The sequence below is a fragment of the Dermacoccus sp. GAS27A genome (assembly GCF_044909235.1).
In the GTDB taxonomy this organism is placed as follows: Bacteria; Actinomycetota; Actinomycetes; order Actinomycetales; family Dermatophilaceae; genus Dermacoccus; species Dermacoccus nishinomiyaensis.
Genome location: NZ_JBIYDW010000010.1, coordinates 112,931 through 134,899, shown reverse-complemented (window position 1 = coordinate 134,899; position 21,969 = coordinate 112,931). Strand labels below are relative to the sequence as shown.

18 protein-coding genes and 1 riboswitch are annotated in these 21,969 nt (G+C 68.9%); of the genes, 17 read left to right on the top strand and 1 reads right to left on the bottom strand.

Features of this window, described 5'->3' with window-relative positions; all coding sequences use genetic code 11:
- The first annotated feature begins 279 nt into the window (after positions 1-279).
- The 10 genes from ABH936_RS11665 to ABH936_RS11620 all read left to right on the top strand — a co-directional run bounded on the left by ABH936_RS11665 (position 280) and on the right by ABH936_RS11620 (position 12,322).
- Positions 280-1,446, top strand: coding sequence for an acyl-CoA dehydrogenase family protein (locus tag ABH936_RS11665; RefSeq protein ID WP_006947039.1), 1,167 nt, complete (start codon positions 280-282; stop codon positions 1,444-1,446).
- Positions 1,447-1,630: 184 nt separating this feature from the next.
- Positions 1,631-2,095 carry a GNAT family N-acetyltransferase gene (locus ABH936_RS11660; protein WP_404603325.1) on the top strand — a complete coding sequence of 155 codons (465 nt, stop codon included), beginning with the start codon at positions 1,631-1,633 and terminating at the stop codon, positions 2,093-2,095.
- Positions 2,096-2,272: 177 nt separating this feature from the next.
- The gene (locus ABH936_RS11655; protein WP_404603324.1) at positions 2,273-3,283 is read left to right on the top strand and encodes an NADP-dependent oxidoreductase; all 1,011 of its coding nucleotides are present in this window, start codon (positions 2,273-2,275) and stop codon (positions 3,281-3,283) included.
- A gap of 191 nt (positions 3,284-3,474) precedes the next feature.
- The gene (locus ABH936_RS11650) at positions 3,475-4,740 is read left to right on the top strand and encodes an FAD-binding protein (RefSeq protein ID WP_404603322.1); all 1,266 of its coding nucleotides are present in this window, start codon (positions 3,475-3,477) and stop codon (positions 4,738-4,740) included.
- A 52-nt stretch (positions 4,741-4,792) separates the two neighbouring features.
- Entirely contained in the window at positions 4,793-6,190 is a 1,398-nt protein-coding gene (locus tag ABH936_RS11645) for an FAD-binding oxidoreductase (RefSeq protein ID WP_404603321.1), read from the top strand.
- Positions 6,187-7,503, top strand: coding sequence for a class I SAM-dependent methyltransferase (locus ABH936_RS11640; protein WP_404603320.1), 1,317 nt, complete (start codon positions 6,187-6,189; stop codon positions 7,501-7,503). The genes ABH936_RS11645 and ABH936_RS11640 overlap by 4 nt, the downstream gene beginning before the upstream one ends.
- A gap of 251 nt (positions 7,504-7,754) precedes the next feature.
- Positions 7,755-7,883: riboswitch (SAM riboswitch) on the top strand.
- Positions 7,884-7,893: 10 nt separating this feature from the next.
- On the top strand, positions 7,894-8,847 hold the full coding sequence (locus tag ABH936_RS11635; protein WP_006946952.1) for a TauD/TfdA family dioxygenase: 954 nt from the start codon (positions 7,894-7,896) through the stop codon (positions 8,845-8,847).
- 203 nt (positions 8,848-9,050) lie between these two features.
- Positions 9,051-9,623, top strand: a complete 573-nt coding sequence (locus ABH936_RS11630) for a GNAT family N-acetyltransferase (protein ID WP_006947028.1) — start codon at positions 9,051-9,053, stop codon at positions 9,621-9,623.
- A gap of 253 nt (positions 9,624-9,876) precedes the next feature.
- Positions 9,877-12,138 carry a carbon starvation CstA family protein gene (locus ABH936_RS11625; protein ID WP_062256727.1) on the top strand — a complete coding sequence of 754 codons (2,262 nt, stop codon included), beginning with the start codon at positions 9,877-9,879 and terminating at the stop codon, positions 12,136-12,138.
- Complete coding sequence (locus ABH936_RS11620; RefSeq protein ID WP_062256729.1) at positions 12,131-12,322, top strand: YbdD/YjiX family protein; 192 nt, start codon at positions 12,131-12,133, stop codon at positions 12,320-12,322. The genes ABH936_RS11625 and ABH936_RS11620 overlap by 8 nt, the downstream gene beginning before the upstream one ends.
- Before the next feature lie 188 nt (positions 12,323-12,510).
- Here ABH936_RS11620 and ABH936_RS11615 read toward each other — a convergent pair whose 3' ends face one another.
- Positions 12,511-13,515, bottom strand: coding sequence for a diacylglycerol/lipid kinase family protein (locus ABH936_RS11615; RefSeq protein WP_404603319.1), 1,005 nt, complete (start codon positions 13,513-13,515; stop codon positions 12,511-12,513).
- 54 nt (positions 13,516-13,569) lie between these two features.
- On the opposite strand from ABH936_RS11615, the gene serS reads away from it, so the two are divergent.
- From serS to ABH936_RS11580, 7 genes are all read left to right on the top strand, one after another.
- Entirely contained in the window at positions 13,570-14,886 is a 1,317-nt protein-coding gene (serS, locus tag ABH936_RS11610) for a serine--tRNA ligase (RefSeq protein ID WP_241725222.1), read from the top strand.
- A 333-nt stretch (positions 14,887-15,219) separates the two neighbouring features.
- The gene (locus ABH936_RS11605; RefSeq protein ID WP_404603318.1) at positions 15,220-15,876 is read left to right on the top strand and encodes a DUF1345 domain-containing protein; all 657 of its coding nucleotides are present in this window, start codon (positions 15,220-15,222) and stop codon (positions 15,874-15,876) included.
- Positions 15,873-17,327: a sensor histidine kinase gene (locus tag ABH936_RS11600; protein WP_260852882.1), complete on the top strand. Its 1,455-nt coding sequence runs from the start codon at positions 15,873-15,875 to the stop codon at positions 17,325-17,327. The genes ABH936_RS11605 and ABH936_RS11600 overlap by 4 nt, the downstream gene beginning before the upstream one ends.
- 55 nt (positions 17,328-17,382) lie before the next feature.
- Positions 17,383-18,168, top strand: coding sequence for a response regulator transcription factor (locus tag ABH936_RS11595; RefSeq protein ID WP_144693697.1), 786 nt, complete (start codon positions 17,383-17,385; stop codon positions 18,166-18,168).
- A 108-nt stretch (positions 18,169-18,276) separates the two neighbouring features.
- Complete coding sequence (locus ABH936_RS11590; RefSeq protein ID WP_144693695.1) at positions 18,277-19,179, top strand: ABC transporter ATP-binding protein; 903 nt, start codon at positions 18,277-18,279, stop codon at positions 19,177-19,179.
- Positions 19,179-20,390 carry an ABC transporter permease gene (locus ABH936_RS11585; RefSeq protein ID WP_144693693.1) on the top strand — a complete coding sequence of 404 codons (1,212 nt, stop codon included), beginning with the start codon at positions 19,179-19,181 and terminating at the stop codon, positions 20,388-20,390. Before ABH936_RS11590 ends, ABH936_RS11585 begins: the two co-directional genes overlap by 1 nt.
- Positions 20,391-20,495: 105 nt before the next feature.
- Positions 20,496-21,953, top strand: a complete 1,458-nt coding sequence (locus ABH936_RS11580) for a hypothetical protein (protein WP_404603317.1) — start codon at positions 20,496-20,498, stop codon at positions 21,951-21,953.
- Positions 21,954-21,969 lie beyond the last annotated feature (16 nt).

Here is a 21,969-nt window from a genome sequence, read left to right as displayed (position 1 = left end):
TACACCTCGCCGGTCGCCTTCGAGACCGGCTACACCGCTACGCTGCGACCTGCTGCGTAATCACACCCCGTGTCCAAGATCCGGGGGTAGGGCCCCTACGTGTGTCGGATTTCACCACTCGCGTTCGATAAAGCGTACCTGACGGTCAACATAGATCCAGGGTCATTGGTCCCTTCGGGTGAAGGAGCCGGTGCGACGGGCAGTGAATGAGACGCGCCCGCAGCGCCAAGGTTGTTGTGATGTGGGGCACACTGGTGGAACCGACGAAAGGAAAGACCCATGGGCCCGGCCGCACCCCTGCCGTACCGCTCGCCGTGGATGGACGACGAACTGGAAGACCTCCAGCGTCTCGCCGCCACGTTCAGCCGCGAGATCTTCGCGAACATCGACCGCTACAGCGAACAGCACCAGGTCGATCGTGACGTCTGGACGAAGGCGGGTGAGCTGGGCCTGCTCGGCCTGTCGGTACCAGAGGAGTACGGCGGCAGCGGCGCGACGTTCGCGCACGAGGCCGTCGTCGCCATCGAGCAGGCGAAGGCCGGTGACGACTCGTGGGGCTTCGTCGTCCACGCCATCATCGTGACGCACTACATCGTCGCCTACGGCACCGAGGAGCAGAAGCGCAAGTGGCTGCCGAAGCTGTGCTCCGGCGAATGGGTCGGCGCCGTCGGCATGACGGAACCCGGCGCTGGCTCCGACCTCAAGCGCGTCTCGACGCGCGCGGTGCGCGACGGCGACGAATTCGTCATCAACGGCTCGAAGACGTTCATCACGAACGCCGGCCACGCCGACCTCATCGTCCTCGTGGCCCGCACCTGCGAGCGTGACAAGGCCGCCGGGCACAAGGGCATCTCGCTCATCGTGCTCGAGACGGCCGACCTCGACGGCTTCGAGCGCGGGCGCGTGCTGCAGAAGATCGGCCAGCACGGTCAGGACACGCGCGAACTGCACTTCACCGACATGCGCGTGCCCGTCGCGAATCTGCTCGGCGAGGAAGGGCGCGGTTTCTACCACCTCATGGAGCAGCTGCCGCAGGAGCGCCTCGGCCTCGCATGCACCGCCGTCGGATCGGCGGAGCTGGCCGTGAAGCTCGGGGTCGAGCACGCGAAGTCGCGTGAACTGTTCGACGGCACGCTGATGGACCTGCAGAACACGCGCTTCGTGCTCGCCGAGTGCTCGACGGACGTGCTCGCCGCCCGCACCCTGCTCGATCACTGCATCATGCTGCACATGGAGGGCAAGCTCGACTCAGCCACCGCCTCGCGAGCGAAATACTGGACGACGGACGTGCAGTGCAATGTCATCGACCGCGTCCTGCAGCTGTTCGGCGGCTACGGCTTCATGCTCGAGTACCCCATCGCGAAGATGTACGCCGGCGCGCGCATCCAGAAGATCTACGGCGGCGCCAACGAGGTGATGAAGGAACTCATCGCCCGCTCGTTGTGACCTCACGCCCGCGAGGGCAGGACAGGATGTTGTGTCATCAACGCGCGGCATCTCGCGCGTTGATGACACAAGAACGGGGGCAGCTGCACGAGAGTCGAGCACGTGGCCGCCTGAGGTGTCGATGGAATCGGGCAAGGCCGATCTCGCGGTGGCCGCTGCGCGCGCGATTGGGCAGGATGGAGGCGTGAACATCGACATCGCGTATGCCATGCCTGGGGACGTCGACGAGCTCGTCGACCTGTTCGAGCAGTACCGCAGCTTCTACGGCAAGGCGCCGACGCCCGACGCGCGGACGTTTCTCGCCGAGCGCATCGAGACGGGGCAGACGCTCGTCCTCGTCGCCCGTGACGGGGTGGGCGTCGTCGGGTTCGCGCAGGTCTACCGCGCGTTCGACTCGATCCACCTCACTCACGACTGGGTGCTCGCGGATCTCTTCGTCGACGGAGCGGCACGCGGCCGTCGCGTCGGCGGATCCCTCGTCGAGGCCGTGCTCGACGGTGCGCGCGAGAACGGCGCGCACCACCTGCGCGCCTCGATCCGCAGCGACGACGCGTACGCGCGCCGGTTGTACGAATCACGCGGCTTCGAGGAGGCTGGCGACACCGGCGAGGTCGTGAGCTACCGGTTGAAACTGCGCGACCATCACTGACGTCAGCCTGCAGGCTCGTGCCCGCCTGCGATTCTCGGTCGCCTCTGCGAACCGCGTCCCCATCGGCGATTCTCGATCACGTTCGCGTGAGCGGCGGTCGTCGTGAACCCGTGGCGTCCAAAGGTTTCGGTCCTTCCCGAGTGGAGCGTCGTCGGTGCCGCGTGGCAGTGTGAGGGCATGACAACTTCGAAGATGATCGTGCTCGCATCGCGCCCCCACGGCGCGCCCACCTCCGACAACTTCCGCCTCGAGACGCGGGAACTCCCCGCCCTCGGCGACGGCGAGCTGCTCGTGCGCAACACCGTCATGAGCGTCGACCCGTACATGCGTGGCCGCATGAACGACGTGAAGTCCTACGTCCCGCCGTTCCAGATCGACGAGCCCCTCGACGGCGGCGCGGTCGGCGAGGTCGTCGAATCCCGCGCTGAGGGTTTCGCGGAGGGTGACCTCGTCCTCCATGGCCTCGGCTGGCGCGACATGGCCGTCGTGCCCGCGAAGGCGGCACGCAAGGTTTCGACGAACGTCGGTGGCGCGCAGGTGTCGCCGTCCGCCTACCTGGGCGCGCTCGGCATGCCCGGCATCACGGCGTACGGCGGGCTCATGCGAGTCGGGGAGTTCCAGAAGGGTGACGCCGTGTTCGTGTCCGGCGCTGCCGGCGCAGTCGGTTCGCTCGTCGGCCAGATCGCGAAGCTCGAGGGCGCCTCTCGCGTCATCGGCTCGGCCGGCTCGGCGCAGAAGATCGCGCGCCTCGAAGAGCTCGGTTTCGACGCCGCCTTCAACTACAAGGACGGTGACGTCCGCGGCCTGCTCAAGAACGCCGCGCCGGACGGCATCGACGTCTACTTCGACAACGTCGGGGGCGACCACCTCGAGGCGGCCATCTCGTCGATGAACACCCACGGGCGCATCGCGATGTGCGGCGCCATCGCGCAGTACAACTCGACGGAGCCGCCCGCCGCGCCGCGCAACCTCGCGCTCGTCATCGGCAAGCGCATCACGATCCGCGGGTTCATCCAGAGCGACTTCCGCGACCTCGTGCCCGAGTTCCAGCAGAAGATGGCGACGTGGCTCGCCGATGGCTCGGTTCAGTGGGACGAGACGGTCGTCGAGGGCCTGGAGAACGCGCCGCAGGCGTTCATGGATCTGCTGAACGGCGCCAACACCGGCAAGATGGTCGTCTCGATCTGATCGTTCGACTCCCGTCGCGCCACCCCCGCAGGGCGGCGCATGCGACGTGAGATCCAACTGCGTCACCAACGTCCGGGTGAGTCAGTCCTGACTGACTCGCCCGGACACGACTGACTCACTCGCCGGTAGACCCAGCACCCCGGCCTCGAGCACCCTGGGCGAGCGCCGTCGCGCGGGTATAACGTCGGGGGATGAGCGCGCTCCCTGCCACGAACTGGGCCGGCACCGTCGTCTTCGAAGCACGCGAGCGATACGCGCCGCGGACGACGTCGCAGGTGCAGGACGCGGTCTGCCGGGCAGCGGCCGACGGTGGGCGGCTGAGGGTCGTCGGCACCGGCCACAGCTTCAACGACATCGCCGACACGGACGGCGTGCAGCTCAGCCTCCTCGACCTCGAGCGTCGCATCGACCTCGACGAGGACGCGCGCTGCGTCACCATCGACGGCGGCGCCACGTATGCGCAGGTCAACGCCGTTCTCGCGCAGCGTGGTTGGGCGCTCGAGAACCTTGCGTCACTGCCGCACATCACCGTCGCCGGGGCCATCGCGACGGCGACGCACGGCTCCGGATGGGAGCGTCCCAGCCTCGCGTCTGCGGTGCGTTCGCTCACCCACGTCACCGCTGCGGGCGAGCTGCACACGATGACGCGCGGCGAACCCGGGTTCGAGCACTATCCCGTGCATCTCGGTCTGTTCGGGCCCGTCGTCGAGTTGATCCTCGACGTCGTGCCCGCGTTCGACATCGCGACGACGGTGTACGAGGGGCTCGAATACGACACCCTCGTCGACCATCTCGACGATCTGACGCGCCCGCTCTACTCGTTCAGCATCGCCCCCGACTGGAGCGACGGCGGTCGGGCGTTGCTCTTCGCCAAGCGTCCGCGCGGCGTCGATGCTTCGGCGCAGCTCGCCGGCGCCCGCGCCGCCACGAGCCCTCGTCACCCGAGCCCAGGCGCTGATCCCGTCGCGGTGACTGAGCAGCTCGGTGTTCACGGGCCGAGCGCCGAACGGCTGACTCACTTCCGCAGCGACTTCGCCCCCAGCGTCGGCGACGAGGTGCAGAGCGAGTACTTCGTTTCACGTGAAACGGTCGCGGACGCCCTGCGAGCGCTGCCACGCTTCGCCGACGTCTTCGCCCGCCTCGCGCACTCGATGGAGATTCGCGCCGTCGCCGGCGACAGCCTCAGTGCGAGCCCGTTCGCCACCGGCGAGATGCTCGCCATCCACCTCACCTGGCGCCGCGACCCCGACGCCGTCCGCCGTGAACTGCCGGCCCTCGAAGCTGCACTCGGCCACCCGCGCCCGCACTGGGGCAAGCTGCACGCGGCACCGCCACAGCAGCTCAGCGAACAGTTCCCCGGACTGCATGCCCTCGACGGCGAGGCGCGTCGGCATGACCCGTCCGGCATGTTCCGCAACGCCTGGGTCGAGCGGTTGCTCGGGAATGATCCGGCCTGATTTGATGCTGCAGCCGGGGCAGGCGTAACTTCCTGAGACGTGGAGAGCATAGATGTTCGATAAGAAAAAACAGCCCAGTGTGGAACTGGCCGGTGAGGCCGCTCACGCCTCTGCCGTCGCGCAGTTGAGGGCCTCCTTCGAAGCCATCCCCGCCGGCGCCACGGTGCGCCTCGCGAAGAAGACCTCGAACCTCTTCCGTCCGCGTGAGAAGGCGAAGGTGGGCCTCGATGTCAGCGGCCTGACGGGCGTCATCAGAATCGACGCCGACGCTCGCACGGCCGATGTCCAGGGCATGTGCACGTACGAGAACCTCGTCGCCGCTACCCTCGAGCACGGCCTCATGCCGCTCGTCGTCCCGCAGTTGCGCACGATCACCCTCGGCGGCGCCGTGACCGGCCTCGGCATCGAGTCGACGTCGTTCAAGAACGGGCTGCCGCACGAATCCGTCCTCGAGATGGACATCCTCACCGGCACCGGCGAGCTGCTCACCGCCTCGCCGACCAACGAGCACGCCGACCTCTTCCGCGCCTTCCCCAACAGCTACGGCAGCCTGGGCTACGCAACGCGTCTGCGCATCGAACTGCAGCCGATCGGTGACCTCGTCGAGACGCGCAACGTGCGGTTCGCGAGCGTCGCAGCCATGACGCGAGCGATCGACGCCATCGTCGAGACCGGCGAGTGGCAGGGCGAACGCGTCGACGGCCTCGACGGCATGATTGTCAGCAAGGACGAGGCCTATCTCGTGCTCGCCAACTTCTTCCCCGAGACGCGCCGCCGCCCGAGCGACTACACGGGGCAGAACATCTTCTACAAGAGCATCAGTGAGCTCGACCGCGACACCTTGAGCGCGCACGACTACATCTGGCGTTGGGACACCGACTGGTTCTGGTGCTCCGACGCGTTCTTCGCACAGAACCCGAAGGTGCGACGCGTGTGGCCGCGCAAGTACCGTCGCAGCGACTTCTACCACCGCATCGTCGGGTGGGAGAACCGCTGGGGCTTCGCCGCGAAGATCGACGAGATGCGCGGCGAACTGCCGCGCGAGCGCGTCGTGCAGGACGTCGAAGTGCCCCTCGAACAGCTCGAGACGTTCATGCCGTGGTTCGACGAGCACGTCGGCATGACGCCCGTGTGGGTGTGCCCGCTGCGCCTGCGCGGCGACGACGCGTGGCCGCTGTACCAGCTCGAACCGAACCGCACGTACGTCAACGTCGGGTTCTGGGGCACCGTCGCCATCACCCCCGGGCGGTCTGACGGCGACGTCAACCGCGACATCGAGGCCGTGCTGCCGACGATGCACGGCCACAAGTCGCTCTATTCCGACGTCTACTACGACGCCGAGACGTTCGAAGCGCTGTACGGCGCAGCCGAATACCGCCGCATGAAGACGAAGTACGACCCGCAGGGCCGCCTTCTTGAGTTCGCTGACAAGATGAGGACGCACGCATGAGCCAGACCACGACCGCCACCCCCCTCGTCGCCCAGGCCGTCCAGGCCGTGTTGGAGGAGCCGTTGCCCTTCCGCATCACGGCGTACGACGGCACCGACATCGGCCCGCGTGACAGCGACATCGCCGTGCGTGTCGAGAGCGAGGAGGGGCTGCGCTACCTCCTCAGCGCCCCTGGCGATCTCGGCCTCGCCCGCGCCTATCTGACGGGCACGCTGACCGGCACCGGTTTCCACCCTGGTGACCCCTACGAGGTGTTCAGCCGCATCAAGCGTGACGTGCGCACGAAGCAGCTGACGCCGAAGGGCGTTGCGTCGGCGCTCGCGCCCGTCGTCAAACAGCTGGGGCCGAAGGCGTTCGTCCACCCGCCGCTGCCCGAGGTCGAGAACGAGCCCCGCTGGAAGCGCCACCTCGCCAAGGTGAACCCGGTGGGCCGCGCCGCCGACTCGATCAAGCACCACTACGACGTCTCGAACGCGTTCTACGAGAAGGTGCTCGGTGAGTCGATGGCCTACACGTGCGCCGTGTTCGACACGCTGGACGACACCCTCGAGGACGCGCAGGAGCGCAAGTTCGCCCTCGTCGCCGACAAGCTCGACCTGCAGCCCGGCCAACGGCTGCTCGACGTCGGCTGCGGCTGGGGCGGCATGGCGATGCACGCCGCTCGCGAGCGCGGCGTCCACGTCATAGGCGTCACCCTGAGCAAGGAACAGGCCGAGTGGGGTCAGCGCGCCGTGCGTGAGGCGGGCCTCGAGGGCCTCGTCGAGATCCGCCACGGCGACTACCGCGACGTCACCGAGACGGGCTTCGACGCCGTCAGCTCGATCGGCCTCACGGAGCACATCGGCGTGAAGAACTACGCCAACTACTTCTCGTTCCTGCACTCGAAGCTGCGCGACGGTGGCCGCCTGCTCAACCACTGCATCACGCGTCGCGACGACTCGGCATCGGCCAAGCCGGAGCCGTTCACCGATCGCTATGTCTTCCCCGACGGCGAGCTCGCCTCGCCGGGGCGGCTCATCAGTGGGTGCCACGACGCCGGTTTCGAGGTTCAGCATGACGAGAACCTGCGCCTGTCGTACGCCCTGACGCTGCGCGACTGGTGCCGCAACCTCGAGGCGAACTGGGATTTCTGCGTCGCCGAGGCGGGCCTGCCGACCGCGCAGGTGTGGGGCATCTACATGGCCGGTTCACGCCTCGGGTTCGAGGAGGGCTGGCTGCACCTGCACCAGGTGCTCGCCACGAAGACGACCGACAACGGCGACAACGGCGGCTACCCGCTGGGCTCGCACTGGGCGTCGCGTCGGCAGGGTTGACCTGTTGCGCGCACGGTGACGGCCGACGACCTCGACGAGGTCGTCGGCCGCTGTCGTGTGCCGGGCATCGCCCCGGGCCAGCGACGGCGGGTGAGATGGCGGATCGCGAGCACTGACTCGCCCCGTAGCAGCCGTGTCGTGATGCCGCGCACGGTGCCGGGCGTGGTTGGAACCCGAAGGCGCGTCCGGTGCCCGGGCAGCCCCTTTGCATAACTCGCTATTTTGAATAGGTGAGTGCTACGTTATGCGTGGGTCACGAGCCCCGGCGCGAAGTCTCGGCTGGCCGGGCGGCAACCCCCATGCGAACGCACACGGTGCGCCGGGGTGCCCCGAGTAACGACCCGGCCGCCCGTCGACCGACGCGGCGGCAAGCGCAACGAAGGGTCTGCCATGACACTCCTCGACACCACGCCCGACACGAACGTCGACTCCGCGAGCGGCGCAGCGGCGCGCCACGGCGGCACCGTCGCGACGCCCGGGCTGCGCATCGAACGCCTCGGCCCGGCGTTCGGCGCAATCGTCCACGGCGTCGACCTCGCGCAGGTCGACGACGCGATAGCGTTCGACCTGCGCCGCGCGCTGCTCGCGCACAAGGTGCTCTTCTTCCGCGGTCAGGACGCGTTCGACGACGACGCGCAGGTGCGCCTCGGCAACCTGCTCGGTGAGCTGACGGCGGGTCACCCCGTCGCGAGCACGCACGAGCGCAAGGAGATCTACTCGATCGACTCCTCCGACCCCGAGTTCTCGTTCTCCGACGAGTGGCACACGGACGTCACGTTCATGAAGGAGCCGCCGGCCATCAGCATCCTGCGCGCCGTGACGCTGCCCGACTACGGCGGCGACACCTCCTGGGCCGACGCTCAGGCGGCGTACGACTCGCTGTCGAAGCCGTTCCGCGGCCTCGTCGACCAGCTCATCGCCGCCCACGACGGCAACCGCGAATGGGGCGCGTACCTGCGCAAGCATGGTGGGCAGGAATGGAACGGCAAGGTCGTCACCGAGCTGCCCGTCGTCGAGCACCCCGTCGTGCGCGTCCATCCCGAGACGGGACGGCGTGGGCTGTTCGTCAACCCCGGTTTCACCTCCCACGTCGTCGGCGTGTCGCAGGCCGAGTCGCGGGCGATCCTCGACGCGCTGTATGCGCACCTGACGCAGCCCGAGCACACGATCCGTCACCGCTGGGCGCCCGGCGACGTCGGCATCTGGGACAACCGTGCGACGTCGCACTACGCCAACCGCGACTACGTCGACGCCAACCTCGGCCCGCGCGCCATGAGGCGTGTGACGGTCGGGGGCGACAAGCCCGTCGGCGTCAACGGGCTGACGGGTGGCGCGGCCGCCTGACGGTGCGAACTGACATGACGCGGTGCGGGTCTCTGGGGCCCGCACCACGTCGTCATGTACCCCACTGCGATTTTCGTCCCCCTTCGCGAATCCCGTCCACATCGGCGAATCCTGTCCCCATCGGCGGTTTGCGTGCACATTCGTCCAGCCGGCCGTCGGGAAAATCAGTCGCCGGGGGCGTCGCACGGTGATGGAATGACGGGATGCTGACGCTCATCAGGCCCGACGCCGCTCGCTACGACGACTGGAGGGGCGCGTTCGACGAGTTCGGCGCGTCGCCGAAGGACGGCACGGGCTATCGTCGCGACGACATCGTCGACACGTCGCGCGCCGGGTTCGACGCCTACCTCGCCGATCGTGCGCGCCAGGGCGATACGACCGTCCCGCCGCCTGAGGGATTCGTGCACTGCAGCTATTTCTGGGTGTTGGACGGCCCGCGGGCGGGGGAGGGCGACATCGTCGGATTTCTGGCCCTGCGTCACACCCTCACCGAGGTGCTCTATGAGGCGATCGGTCACATCGGCTACTCGGTGCGTCCCAGCGCTCGTGGGCGGGGCGTCGCCAAGGGCGCGTTGATGCTCGGTCTCGACGAGGCGCGGGCGCTCGGCATCGAGCAGGTGCTGGTGTGCTGCAGCACCGAGAATCCGGCGTCACGCGCCGTCATCGAGAAGTGCGGCGGGCAGTTCGAGGACGTCCGCTCCCACCCCGCGTTTCCGGGCGAGACGCGTCGCTACTGGTTCGGCTCGCCGCCGTGGCCGCAGGGCCCGACGGCCTGACGGCGCCTACGTCGGCTGCGAATGTGACCGAGAATCGCAGACGGGGGCAGGAACCGCAGAAGGGCACGGTGTAGGGCGGCCCGGCCGAACCCCAATCTCCATCCGAGCCCGGCCCCCAACCCATCCGCCGACGTCGTGACCGGGATGTGATTTTCTCGGTCCGCGAGTAGAGACTCCGTACCCACGGGTAGACCCCTAGTGTGGCCTTACTCACAGCGGCCGTCATGGCCACCAGCACTACCAGGAGGTCACCGTGGCGGCGTCACGTCTCGACACCCTCGACCGCGATCCGGGGTTGCCCCCCGTCGCGGTCGAACCCCCTCGCACCATCACCGGGCGGCAGAAGATCATGATCGCCGTCGCGGCGATCGTCGCCGCCATCGGCTGGACGATGGTCGCCTTCGTCCGCGGTGAGCACGTCAACGCCATCTGGTTCGTGTTCGCGGCCGTCGGCAGCTACGTCATCGGCTACATGCTCTACAGCCGTCTCATCGCGTACAAGGTCGTGCAGCCGCGCGACGACATCGCGACGCCGGCGGAGCAGTTCGAGAACGGCCAGGACTACATGCCGACGGACCGTCGCGTCCTGTTCGGCCACCACTTCGCCGCCATCGCCGGCGCCGGCCCCCTCGTCGGCCCCGTGCTCGCCGCGCAGATGGGTTACCTGCCGGGCACGATGTGGATCATCTTCGGCGTCATCTTCGCGGGCGCCGTGCAGGACTACATGGTGCTCGCCATCTCGACGCGCCGTGGCGGCCGCAGCATCGGCCAGATGGCGCGCGACACGCTCGGCCCCGTCGGTGGTTGGGCGGCGATGCTCGCCGTCATGACGATCATGGTCATCCTCATCGCGGTGCTCGGCCTCGTCGTCGTCAACGCGCTCGCCGAGTCGCCGTGGGGTGTGTTCTCGATCGCGATGACGATCCCGATCGCCCTGTTCATGGGCTGCTACCTGCGCTTCCTGCGTCCGGGGTCGGTCACCGAGGTGTCGCTCATCGGCGTCGTGCTCCTGCTGCTCGCGATCGTCTCCGGCGGCTGGGTCGCCGAGACGGCCTGGGGCAAGGACATGTTCACGCTGTCTCCGACGGCGCTCGCCTGGTGCCTCATCGTCTACGGGTTCGCCGCGGCCGTCCTGCCGGTCTGGCTGCTGCTCGCGCCGCGTGACTATCTGTCGACGTTCATGAAGGTCGGCACGATCGTCCTGCTCGCGCTCGGCATCATCATCGCGCGTCCGGCGATCGACATCCCCGCGATCACGTCGTTCGGCAAGCACGGCAACGGTCCCGTCTTCGCGGGTTCGCTGTTCCCGTTCCTGTTCATCACGATTGCGTGCGGCGCGTTGTCCGGCTTCCACGCGCTCATCTCGTCGGGCACGACGCCGAAGCTCATCCAGAAGGAGAGCCAGGCGCGACTCATCGGGTACGGCTCGATGCTCGTCGAGTCGTTCGTCGCCATCATGGCGCTCATCGCGGCGGCCATCATCGACCAGCACCTGTACTTCGTCATCAACGCCCCCGCCGGCGTGACGGGTGGGACGGCCGAGAAGGCCGCGACGTGGGTGAACTCGATAGGCTTGGGCGGTAATCCGATCACCGCGCCCGAGATCACCCAGGCCGCGAAGGACGTCGGCGAGGCTTCGGTCGTGTCGCGCACCGGTGGCGCCCCGACGTTCGCGTTCGGCATGTCGGACGTGTTCAGCCGCGTCATCCCAGGCGATTCGATGAAGCAGTTCTGGTACCACTTCGCGATCATGTTCGAGGCGCTGTTCATCCTGACGACGGTCGACGCCGGCACGCGCGTCGCACGTTTCATGTTGTCGGAGACGCTCGGCAACGTGCCCGGGCTGCACCGCTTCCGTGACACTTCCTGGCGCGTCGGTGCGTGGATCTCGACGCTCGTCGTCGTCGCCGCATGGGGTTCGATCCTGCTCATGGGCGTCACCGACCCGCTGGGTGGCATCAACACGCTGTTCCCGCTGTTCGGCATCGCCAACCAGTTGCTGGCCGCCGTCGCGCTGACGGTCGTGACGGTCGTCGTCATCCGCAACGGCAAGGCGAAGTGGGCGTGGATCCCGGGCATCCCGCTCGCCTGGGATCTGCTCGTGACGATGGTCGCGAGCTACCAGAAAATCTTCTCGAGCGACGCGAAGATCGGCTACTGGGCGCAGCACAACGCGTTCGTCGACGCCAAGAACAAGGGGTTGACGAAGTTCAAGACGGCCAAGACCCCCGAGGAGATCGACGCCGTCATCCGTAACACGCTCATCCAGGAGACGCTCTCGGTTCTCTTCGCGGTGCTCGTCATCGTCGTCGTCATCGCGGGTGTGTTCGCGGCGCTCAAGGCGCTGCGCACCGGGCACGTCGACCCCGAGGTGCGCGACGGCGCTGTGCCGTCGCAGATCTTCGCGCCGAGCGGCATGCGCGTCACGCCCGACGAGGAGAGCGTGCTAGCCCAGTGGCTTGAGGCGGGCCTCGACCCCGAGGGCGTGCATGCGGGTGAGCGCGTCCATGCCTGAGCCGCGCGGAATCGTCGGCGCGCTCAAGTGGTACGTCGCCTCGATGATGGGCGACAACCACTACGAGCGCTACTTGCGCCATCACGCCGTCGCCCACCCCGGCAAGGCGCCGATGTCGAAGCGCGACTACTGGCGTGAACGCACCGACGCCCAGGACCGCAACCCCGGCGCGCGGTGCTGCTGAGGGGTCTCGGTTCGAGACCGCGGGTCTGAACGCGACGAGAGGGGCTGACGCATCAAGCGTCAGCCCCTCTCGCAGTGCGGCCCGTCACTGTCGCAAGCGATCCGTCCGTGCGACGGGTTGGGCCAGGCTCGGCAACGAATGTGGACGAAAATCGCAGATGGGGACGGGAATCGAACAGGGGGCGCGTGTCAGCGGCGCAGCGTCTGGCCCAGGATGCCGGGGAGGTGACGGCGGACGTCGGACATGCGTGAGTGACGCGCGTTGGCGACGCGCACGCGCAGTGCCTTCTCCTCGACCCACATCTCCATCTCACGCACGTCGCCGAGGACGTCGCCGTCGAGTTCGAGCGCGCGCGGGCGTCCCATGGCCTTGGCCGCGACGCGGGCGCAGCGTGTGCGCTCGACGCGACCCGTGGTGCGCCGCGAGCGGGCGAAGATCTGCGCCGAGAGCGCAGCCCATTGCAGGGGCCCGTCGGCGGAGAGCCAGACGGTGTCGAAGCGCCCGTCGGTGCCGTTGGCGCCTGGCATGAGTTGCACACCCGCCGTCAGCAGACCGAAGTTGCCGACGAGCAGCGTCGTCGTCTTCTTCGTGTGCGGCGCGCCGTCGTCGAAGGAGGCGAGCATGCGCTCGGGGCGCTGCGTCACGTAGCGCGCACCGGCGATGGGGTAGGCCATCCACCCGATCCGCTTTTTGAGGGTCTCGCTCGTGGCGTTCATGATGTCGCCATCGAGTCCGAAGCCGGCCATGATGAGGAAGGTGTCGTTCGTCGCCGAGCCGTCCCCGAACGTCGCATGCACCCGCCCGACGTCGATGACGGTGTCCTCGCCCGCGAGCGACCGCGCGAAGTTGAGCGCCGCCGAGCCGTCCACCGAGACGCCGAGGTTGCGCGCGAGCAGGTTGCCGGTGCCCTGTGGCATCAACCCCAGCGGCACGCTCGTGCCGCTCAGCGCGGCGCCGACGTGGCGCACCGTTCCGTCGCCACCGGCGGCGAAGACGATGTCGCAGCCCTCGCGCAGTGCTTGCTGCGTCTGGCCGGTACCGGGGTCGTCGAGGCGGGTCTGCAGCCACAGCGGCTCGGCCCATCCGGCGTCGCGCGAGACGTCGACGCATTCGCGGCGCAGGGCGCCGAGGTCGTCGACCTTCGTGGGGTTGACGACGATCGCGGCGCGCGGACGGGAGGGCGTGTTCGACACGCCTTGCACTGTAACTGGAATGACGCAGATTCGCGCGGGCGATAGCCTTGAGGGGTGATCGACATTCGACTGCTTCGTGACAACCCTGACGCCGTCCGCGCGAGCCAGCGTGCTCGCGGCGCTGACGAGGGCGTCGTCGACCGCATTCTCGAGCTCGACGCGACGCGCCGCAGCTCGCTCGGCGAGTACGAGAAGGTGCGCGCCGAGCAGAAGCAGGTGTCGAAGAGCGTCGGCGCCGCGATGGGTGCCCTCAACAAGGCCAAGAAGAGCGGTGACGACGCGGAGGTCGCGCGTCTGCAGGCCGAGGCCGACGCCGCGCGCGAGAACGCTGCGACCTTGAGCGCCCGCGTCAAGGAGCTCGAGGCCACTGCCGACGAGGCGGGCAAGCAGTTCGACGCGCTGCTGCGCACCGTCCCCAACATCGTCCTCGACGGCGTGCCGGCGGGCGGCGAGGACGACTTCGTCACCGTCAAGACGGTCGGTGAGGCCCCGACGTTCGACTTCGAGCCGAAGGATCACCTCGAGATCGGCGAGCTCATCGGCGCGATCGACATGGAGCGCGGCACGAAGGTGTCGGGTTCGCGTTTCTACTTCCTCAAGGGCGTCGGCGCGCGCCTCGAGCTGGCACTGCTGCAGATGGCGCTCGACCAGGCCATCGCGAACGATTTCACCCCGATGATCACGCCGACGCTCGTGCGCCCGGAGACGATGCAGGGCACCGGCTTCGACGTCGCGCACGACGCCGAGATCTACCGCGTGCAGGAGGAGGACAATCTCTACCTCGTGGGCACCTCGGAGGTCGCGCTCGCCGGCTACCACGCGGACGAGATCGTGAACGTCGATGCTCCCGTTCGCTACGCCGGCTGGTCGAGCTGCTACCGCCGCGAGGCCGGTTCGTACGGCAAGGACACGCGCGGCATCATCCGCGTGCACCAGTTCAACAAGGTTGAGATGTTCTCCTACTGCCGCATCGAGGACGCCGAAGCGGAGCACGCTCGCATGCTCGCGTGGGAAGAGGAGATGCTGGCCAAGTGCGAACTGTCCTACCGCGTCATCGACACCGCTGCCGGTGACCTCGGTACGTCCGCCGCGCGCAAGTTCGACTGCGAGGCCTGGGTGCCGACGCAGGGCACGTACCGCGAGCTGACGTCGACGTCGAACTGCACGACTTTCCAGGCGCGCCGCCTCAACATCCGCGAGCGCACCGACGGGGCGACGCGTTCGGTCGCGACGCTCAACGGCACCCTCGCGACGACGCGGTGGCTCGTCGCCATCCTCGAGACGCACCAGCAGGCTGACGGCTCGGTGCGTGTGCCCGAGGCGCTGCGAAAGTACATGGGCGGCCTCGAGGTGCTGCCCGTCATCGCCTGACGATCACGATTCGTCGATTCGAGCGGGGCCCGACTCTGCGGTGCAGGGTCGGGCCCCGGTCGACGCCGGCGCGCGTTCAGCTCAACTCGAACGGCGCCCCGTTGCGGGCGCCGTTGCCGGCGGTGAGCTGCGCGCCGGGCTGCGCCGTCACGATCGGTGCGCGGACGTTGCGCCGACACACGCCCTGACGGTGAGGTCGGTTGACGACGCACCCCACGCTGACACGGGCGCGGGATGACGCGGGCGCGGGATAATGACGGTATGAACCATCCGAGGGCCGCCGCCCACCGTCGTGCCCTCACGCGCCGCACGGGGTTTCGGTTGGTGGTAAGCGTGATCGTCGGTGTGCTCGCGGCGTTCGTCGCGATCGCCGTCGCCGACCGGACGATCGCGTTCGACGTCATGACGGGGTGGACGGCCGGCGCGATCGTCGTCAGTGCGTGGACGTGGCTGATCGTGCGTGGCATGAACCCGACGCAGGCCGCCGAGTACGCACGCGAGGAGGATCCGAGCGTCGCAGGAGCGGACGCCACCGTCATCATCGCGACGATGGCGAGCCTCGCGGGGGTCGGGTTGCTGCTCCTCGCGGGCAAGCACAAGACGGGCACCGCCGAAGCCGTGCTCGGGACGGCGAGCGTCGTCGCGTCCTGGTTTCTCGTGCACCTCACGTACATGCTGCGTTACGCCCGTCAGTACTACGGGCCGGCGCCGGCCGGCAACGGCATCGACTTCGAGGGCGGCGAACCCGACTACTACGACTTCGCGTACGTCGCGTTCGACCTCGGAATGACGTACCAGATCAGCGACACGAACCTGAAGAACCGGTGGGTAACGACGTATCGTGCTGCAGCACACGCTGCTCAGCTACGCGCTCGGCGTCGGCGTCGTCGCGACAGCCATCAACCTCGTCGTGTCGCTCGCGACGAACTGACGCTCCGTCGCGCGGGGGAGGCGGGCTGTCGGTGGCGGCGTCTACCCTCGCAGGCGTGAGGGAGTTCTTCGGTCTGGACGACGACTGGGTGCGGCCGTTGCCGCCCGGATGGCAGCGACGCGACGTCGTGATCGCCGTCGTCTTCCTGCTCGGTGCCGTCGTCGAGCTCGAGGCGATGCGCGCGTTGGGTCTGCCGCGCGGCACCTGGGGGCGGCCCGCGCTCTACGCGGCGACGCTCGTCGGGATGCTGCCGCTCGTGTGGCGGCGACGCTTCCCCCTCGCCGTCATGCTGCTGCTCGCCGCGCACATGTTCGCGTTCGGCATGGCGCAGTACGTCGTCATGGGCAACCTCGCGATGCAAGCGGCCTACTTCTTCTCCATCTTCACCGCACTCGCCTGGGGCCGCGATCGCCGGATGACGATGGTCGCGGCGAGCGCCGTCGTCGTGTTCATGTTCGGGTGGGTGGCCGTGCAGCTGTCGGTCGCGTCGGGGCGTGACGCGCTCGTCGACGCCTACGGAAACGGCCGCGGCACCCGCGATGACGCGCTGTTCGGGCCTGGCACAGGAGCGGTGCTCACGAGCGTCATGATGAACGTCCTGTTCTTCGTCACCGCTGTCGCAACGGGCGCGAACTCGTGGCGTGGAGCTCGCGCCCGAGCCCGCGCCGAGGATCAGGCACGCACGATCGAGGAGCAGTCGGCTCAGCTCACCGAACGCGCCGTCGTCGACGAACGGCTGCGCATCGCCCGCGAACTGCACGACGTCGTCGCCCACCACGTCGCCGCGATCGGCGTGCAGGCCGCGGCCGCACGCAAGCTCATGACGAAGGACCTGTCGCTCGCGGCCACGTCGCTGACGAACGTCGAGACCTCCTCGCGCGACGCCGTCACGCAGATGCGCAGCCTGCTCGGCACCCTGCGAACCGGGGACGGCGCATCGTCCGGGCCGGGCCGTCTGCCGCCTGGCGGCGGGGTGGTGTCGGCTGATCTGGCGGTCGCCGCGTCATCGGACGGTTCGCTCGCGACGAGGAACGAGCGCGAGACGGGCGTTGCGCTGGACGCGACGCACCGTCGTCCCGAACCTGGGTTGGATGATCTGCCGCGACTGGTCGAAGAGGTCACCTCGCCCGGGTTCGACGTCGAACTGCGCAACCTCATCGGTGACGTCGACGTGCCCGGCAGCGTCCAGCACAGCCTCTACCGCACCGTGCAGGAGGCGCTGGCCAACATCCGGCGCCACTCGACGGCGACGTCCGCGTCCGTCACGGTGCGCAGTGGCGGCGGCGAGGAAGGGGCCGGTGCGGCGCGCTACGCAGAGGTCGAGATCCTCGACGAGGGGCGCCCACGGCAGGGCACCTCGGGCAGCGGCATGGGACTGCTCGGCATGCGTGAACGCGTGACGGCTCATCGCGGCAGCGCCGAGATCGGCCCCCGGCTGACCGGTGGGTACCGCGTGCGCGTCAGGCTGCCGCTACCCGACGCGCGAGGCGACGACGGCGGGCGCTCATGACCGGGGCCGCAGCGAGAGGCCGACAGAGGCAGCGAACGACAGGAAGATGGGCCTGATGGACGCGCTCAAGGTCGTCATCGTCGATGACCAGAAGATGGTGAGCAGTGGATTCTCGCTCATCCTGTCCGTGGAGGACGACATCGACGTCGTCGCCACCGCGACGAACGGGGCGCAGGCGCTGGACGTGGCCCGCGAGGTGCGGCCCGACGTCACCTTGATGGACGTGCAGATGCCCGTCATGGACGGCATCGAGGCCACGCGACGGTTCGTCGACGAGGGGCTCGGGCGCGTCGTCATCCTCACGACGTTCGATCGCGACGACTACCTCTTCAGCGCGCTCGACGCGGGCGCGAGCGGCTTCTTGCTCAAGAACGCCGACGCGGACGACCTCGCCGACGCCGTGCGCGCTGTCGGGCACGGACATGCCCTGCTCGCCCCGGAGGTGACGCGCCGCGTCATCGAACGACGCGTGCAGGACGGGTCGCTCGGTGCGGGCTCCGAGGCCGCCGGTGCCGCCCGGGCCGCTGACGACGGCCCGGGCAACGTCGGACCGACGACGTCGGCCTGGCCCTCGGCCTCATCGGCCCACTCGACGCCCTCGCTGCCCCCGAGGAGGACGGGCGACGGCGGCCGTCTCGATGACCTCACCCCGCGCGAACGGGAGGTGCTGGGTCTGCTCGGGCGTGGGCTGTCCAACGCGGAGATCGCGGCGGCGCTGTTCGTCGGTGAGGCCACCGTCAAGACACACGTGTCGAACGTGCTGATGAAGCTCGGTCTGCGCGATCGGGTGCAGGCCGTCGTCGCGGCCTATGAGACGGGCCTGGTGCGCGTCGGCGACTGACAGCTCCGTCGCGAGGGGGAGGCGCGAAGATCCGTCGCGCGCCGGATCCGGCGCGGCGGCCGACGCGGAAGGCTGAAGGAACGATCGAACATGACGAGGGAGCGGAACATGTTGGAAGCCAGAGGCCTGACCCGCAGGTTCGGTGACAAGACGGCCGTCGACGACGTGTCGTTCGAGGTCGCCGACGGGCAGATGACTGGTTTCATCGGCGGCAACGGCGCCGGCAAGACCACGACGATGCGGATGATCATGGGCGTGCTCGAGCCCAGCGCCGGTGAGGCGTTGTGGAACGGCGAGCCGATGACGCGCGAACATCGCCGGCGCATCGGATACATGCCCGAGGAGCGGGGGCTGTACCCGAAGCAGCCCCTCATCGACCAGCTCGTCTACCTCGCCCAGCTGCGCGGCGTCGCACCCGCTGCGGCGCGTGCCCGCGGGCTCGAACTGCTCGAACGGTTCGGCCTCGGCGACCGAGCGAAGGACAAGCTCGAAGCGCTGTCGCTCGGCAACCAGCAGCGCGTGCAGATCGCGGCGTCCGTCATCGCCGAGCCGGACGCGCTCATCCTCGACGAGCCGTTCAGCGGCCTCGATCCGCGCGCCGTCGACGCGATGGCCGACCTGCTGCGCGAGTTCACCTCGCGCGGCGTGCCCGTGCTGTTCAGCAGCCACCAGCTCGACCTCGTCGAACGCCTCTGCGACAGCCTCGTCTTCCTCGCGGGCGGCCGCGTCGCCGCGCAGGGCACGGCCGCGCAGCTGCGCCGCAGCGGACGCGTCCGTCACCGCCTCGTCCTCGACTCCGACGCCGGGTGGGTGCGTGATGTCGCCGACCGTCTCGGCATCGGTGTCGTCGACGTCGACGGCCCGCGGGCGCTGCTCGAACTGCCCGACGACGCCGAGGGCCGCGAGAGGGCGTCCGACGAGTTGCTGCGCACCGTCATGACACGCGCGAGCATCCGCGAATACGCCGAGGTCCTGCCCCAGCTCGCCGACATCTACCGGGAGGTGGCGTGATGAACGTCCAGACAGCTCAGCGTGATTCGCGTCCGGCGTGGCAGATCGTCGCCCTGCGCGAGATCGCCGTCAAGGCGCGCGACAAGAACTTCCTCGTCGGCCTCGGCGTCACCCTCGCCATGGTGATCGGCACGTTCGCCGTCCAGGTGTGGATCGCCGGCAAGACGGACACGCAGAAGGTCGCGATCGTCGACACGAAGGGCGCCTCCGGGCCGTCGGCGAAGCAGGTCATCGACGGCGCTGCGACGAGTGCGAAGGACGGCGGCGCGAAGGTCGAGTACACGAGCACGGCCTTCCCCGACGATGCCGCAGCCCGCGCCGCCGTCACGAAGGGCGACGCCGACGCCGCACTGCTGCGCACCAACGGCGGCTGGCAACTCGTCGGCGACAAGAACATCGACGACGGGTTGAAGAAGAACGTGACGACGAGCGCCGCACAACTGACGCTCGCGTCGAACGCGGCATCGCAGGGCGTCGAGCTGTCGTCGCTGACGAAGGGCGGCGCCGTGGCGCCGTCGACGCTCAGCTCCGACGCCGACCGCGCCGGGCTCGCGAAGGTGGTGTCACTCGTCTTCGCGTTCCTGTTCTACTTCGTCGCGTTCATGTTCGGCATGCCGATCGCGCAGAGCGTCGTCGAAGAGAAGCAGTCACGCATCGTCGAGATCCTCGCGAGCGCCGTGCCGCTGCGCCACCTCCTCGCCGGAAAGATCATCGGCAACGCGCTGCTCGCCATCGCTCAGGTGACGTTGCTCGCCGCGGTCGCACTCATCGGGTTGAGCCAGACCAAGTGGAGCGCCTTCGTCGGCACCGTCGCGGGCGCCTCCGGATGGTTCCTGCTGTTCTTCCTCGTCGGATTCTTCGTCGTCGCCTGCATGTTCGCCGTCGCCGGCGCGCTCGCCTCACGCAGCGAGGACGTGCAGTCGACGTCGCAGCCCGTCGTCATGCTCGTCGTCCTCGTGCTCGTCGTCGGCATGTCGCTCAGCGGCACGGCCCAGGTCGTCGCCTCGTACGTTCCGGTCGTCTCGACCGTGACGATGCCGGCACGCATCATGGACGGCAGCGCCGCATGGTGGGAGCCGATCCTCGCCATCGGCATCGCGATCGTCGCGGCGTACGTCATCACCCGTCTCGCGACGCGGCTGTATGAGCGCAGCATCATGCGCACCGGTGGGCGCCTGTCCTACCGCGAGGCGTTCAAGCTCGGGGCCTGACGACTCTGCCGTCCACTGTCGCGCGGCGACCGGGCCGTGGATGGCGCCGCGGCACGTACATTGGGAGCAAGTTTTTTCGTACCTCGAATCATGAAGGAGAGGGGCATGTCGACCAACGACGAGTCCGGCCAGGGCTCGACCTGGAGCGCAGACAACAACGAGCAGGCCACCCACGTCGCGGGTGGCACCGGCGCCGGCGCGACGCCTGCGGGTTCCACCCCCGCCGGGGCCGCGTCGTCGGACGCGGGAGTCTCGATGTCCAAGGACACGGCTGTCTCCGACGACCACACGCAGGCGATCGGCAGTGACGCGACGCGCGTCGCCCCACGCTCGAATGCGCCGGCTCAGCCGGCATGGGCCCCGTCGAGTCAGGGTGGGCAGCAGAACGCCCCGTCGCAGGCATACCCGAGTGCGCCGGGGGTCGGCTATGCCGGGCCGCAGGGCGGTGGCCAGCCTGGGTACGGCCAGGGCGGGTACGACCAGGGCGGATACGGGCAATACCCCGGGGGCCAGAACCCGGCGGGTCCGTCGTACGGCCAGGGCGGTTACCCGGCCGCTCCGCAGAGCGGTTATCCGTCGGCGCCGCAGGGCGGCTACCCGTCGTCCCCGCAGGGCGGCTACCCGTCCGCGCCCCAGGGCGGCTACCCCTCGTCCCCGCCCCAGGGCGGCTACCCGTCCGCGCCCCAGGGCGGCTACCCGTCGTCTCCGCAAGGCGGTTACCCGTCGAACAACCCGCAGGGCGGTTACCCGTCGAACAACCCGCAGGGCGGCTATCCGTCGAACAACCCGCAGGGCGGCTATCCGTCGAACAACCCGCAGGGCGGCTATCCGTCGAACAACCCGCAGGGCGGCTATGCGTCGTCACCGCAGGGCGGTTACCCGTCCTCGCAGAGTGCGGCGGTGTCGAACCAGCAGCACTACACGTCGGCGCCGTACGGTCAGTCGTTCGCACCGGGCGTCGGGCAGACGGGCGCGGCGACGGCGACCGGCGTCGGCGCGTCGCACGCAACGTCGACCGCCTCGCCTGTCGCGAAGTTCGGGCCGTTCGTGCCCGCGCTGCTCGGGCTGATCGCGCCGTTCGTGGCGTGGGTGACGTTCAAGGCCGGCAGCGAGTCGGTGGCACTCAACGGCATCGGCGGCAACAGCAACACCGCGAACTCCGCGCTCGGTGGGTCGAAGAACACGGCGGGCATCTTCGTCGCGATCCTCGCCCTCGGCCTCGTCGCCGCCGGGGTGCTCGCCTTGCTGGGCAAGCTCAACGCCAAGGTGGCGGGCCTCGTGACCGCGGCGATCGGACTCGTCATCCTCATCCTCGGCATCGTCCAGTTCCCGTCCGCGTCGAGCGCCGTGAGTTCGAATGGTGCGGCCGCCGGATACACCGCGACGATCGGTGCCGGCGTCTGGTTGACGCTGCTCTCCGGCCTCATCGCGATCGCCGTCGGCGTCGTCGCGTTTCTGCAATCGCGCAAGGCGGACGCGACGAACCCGTCGGCGCACAACACGTCGAACGTGCAGAACAACGGGCAGGGCCCGCAGCAGCCGTGGGGTCAGCAGACCTACTGACACGCTCAACGGCACG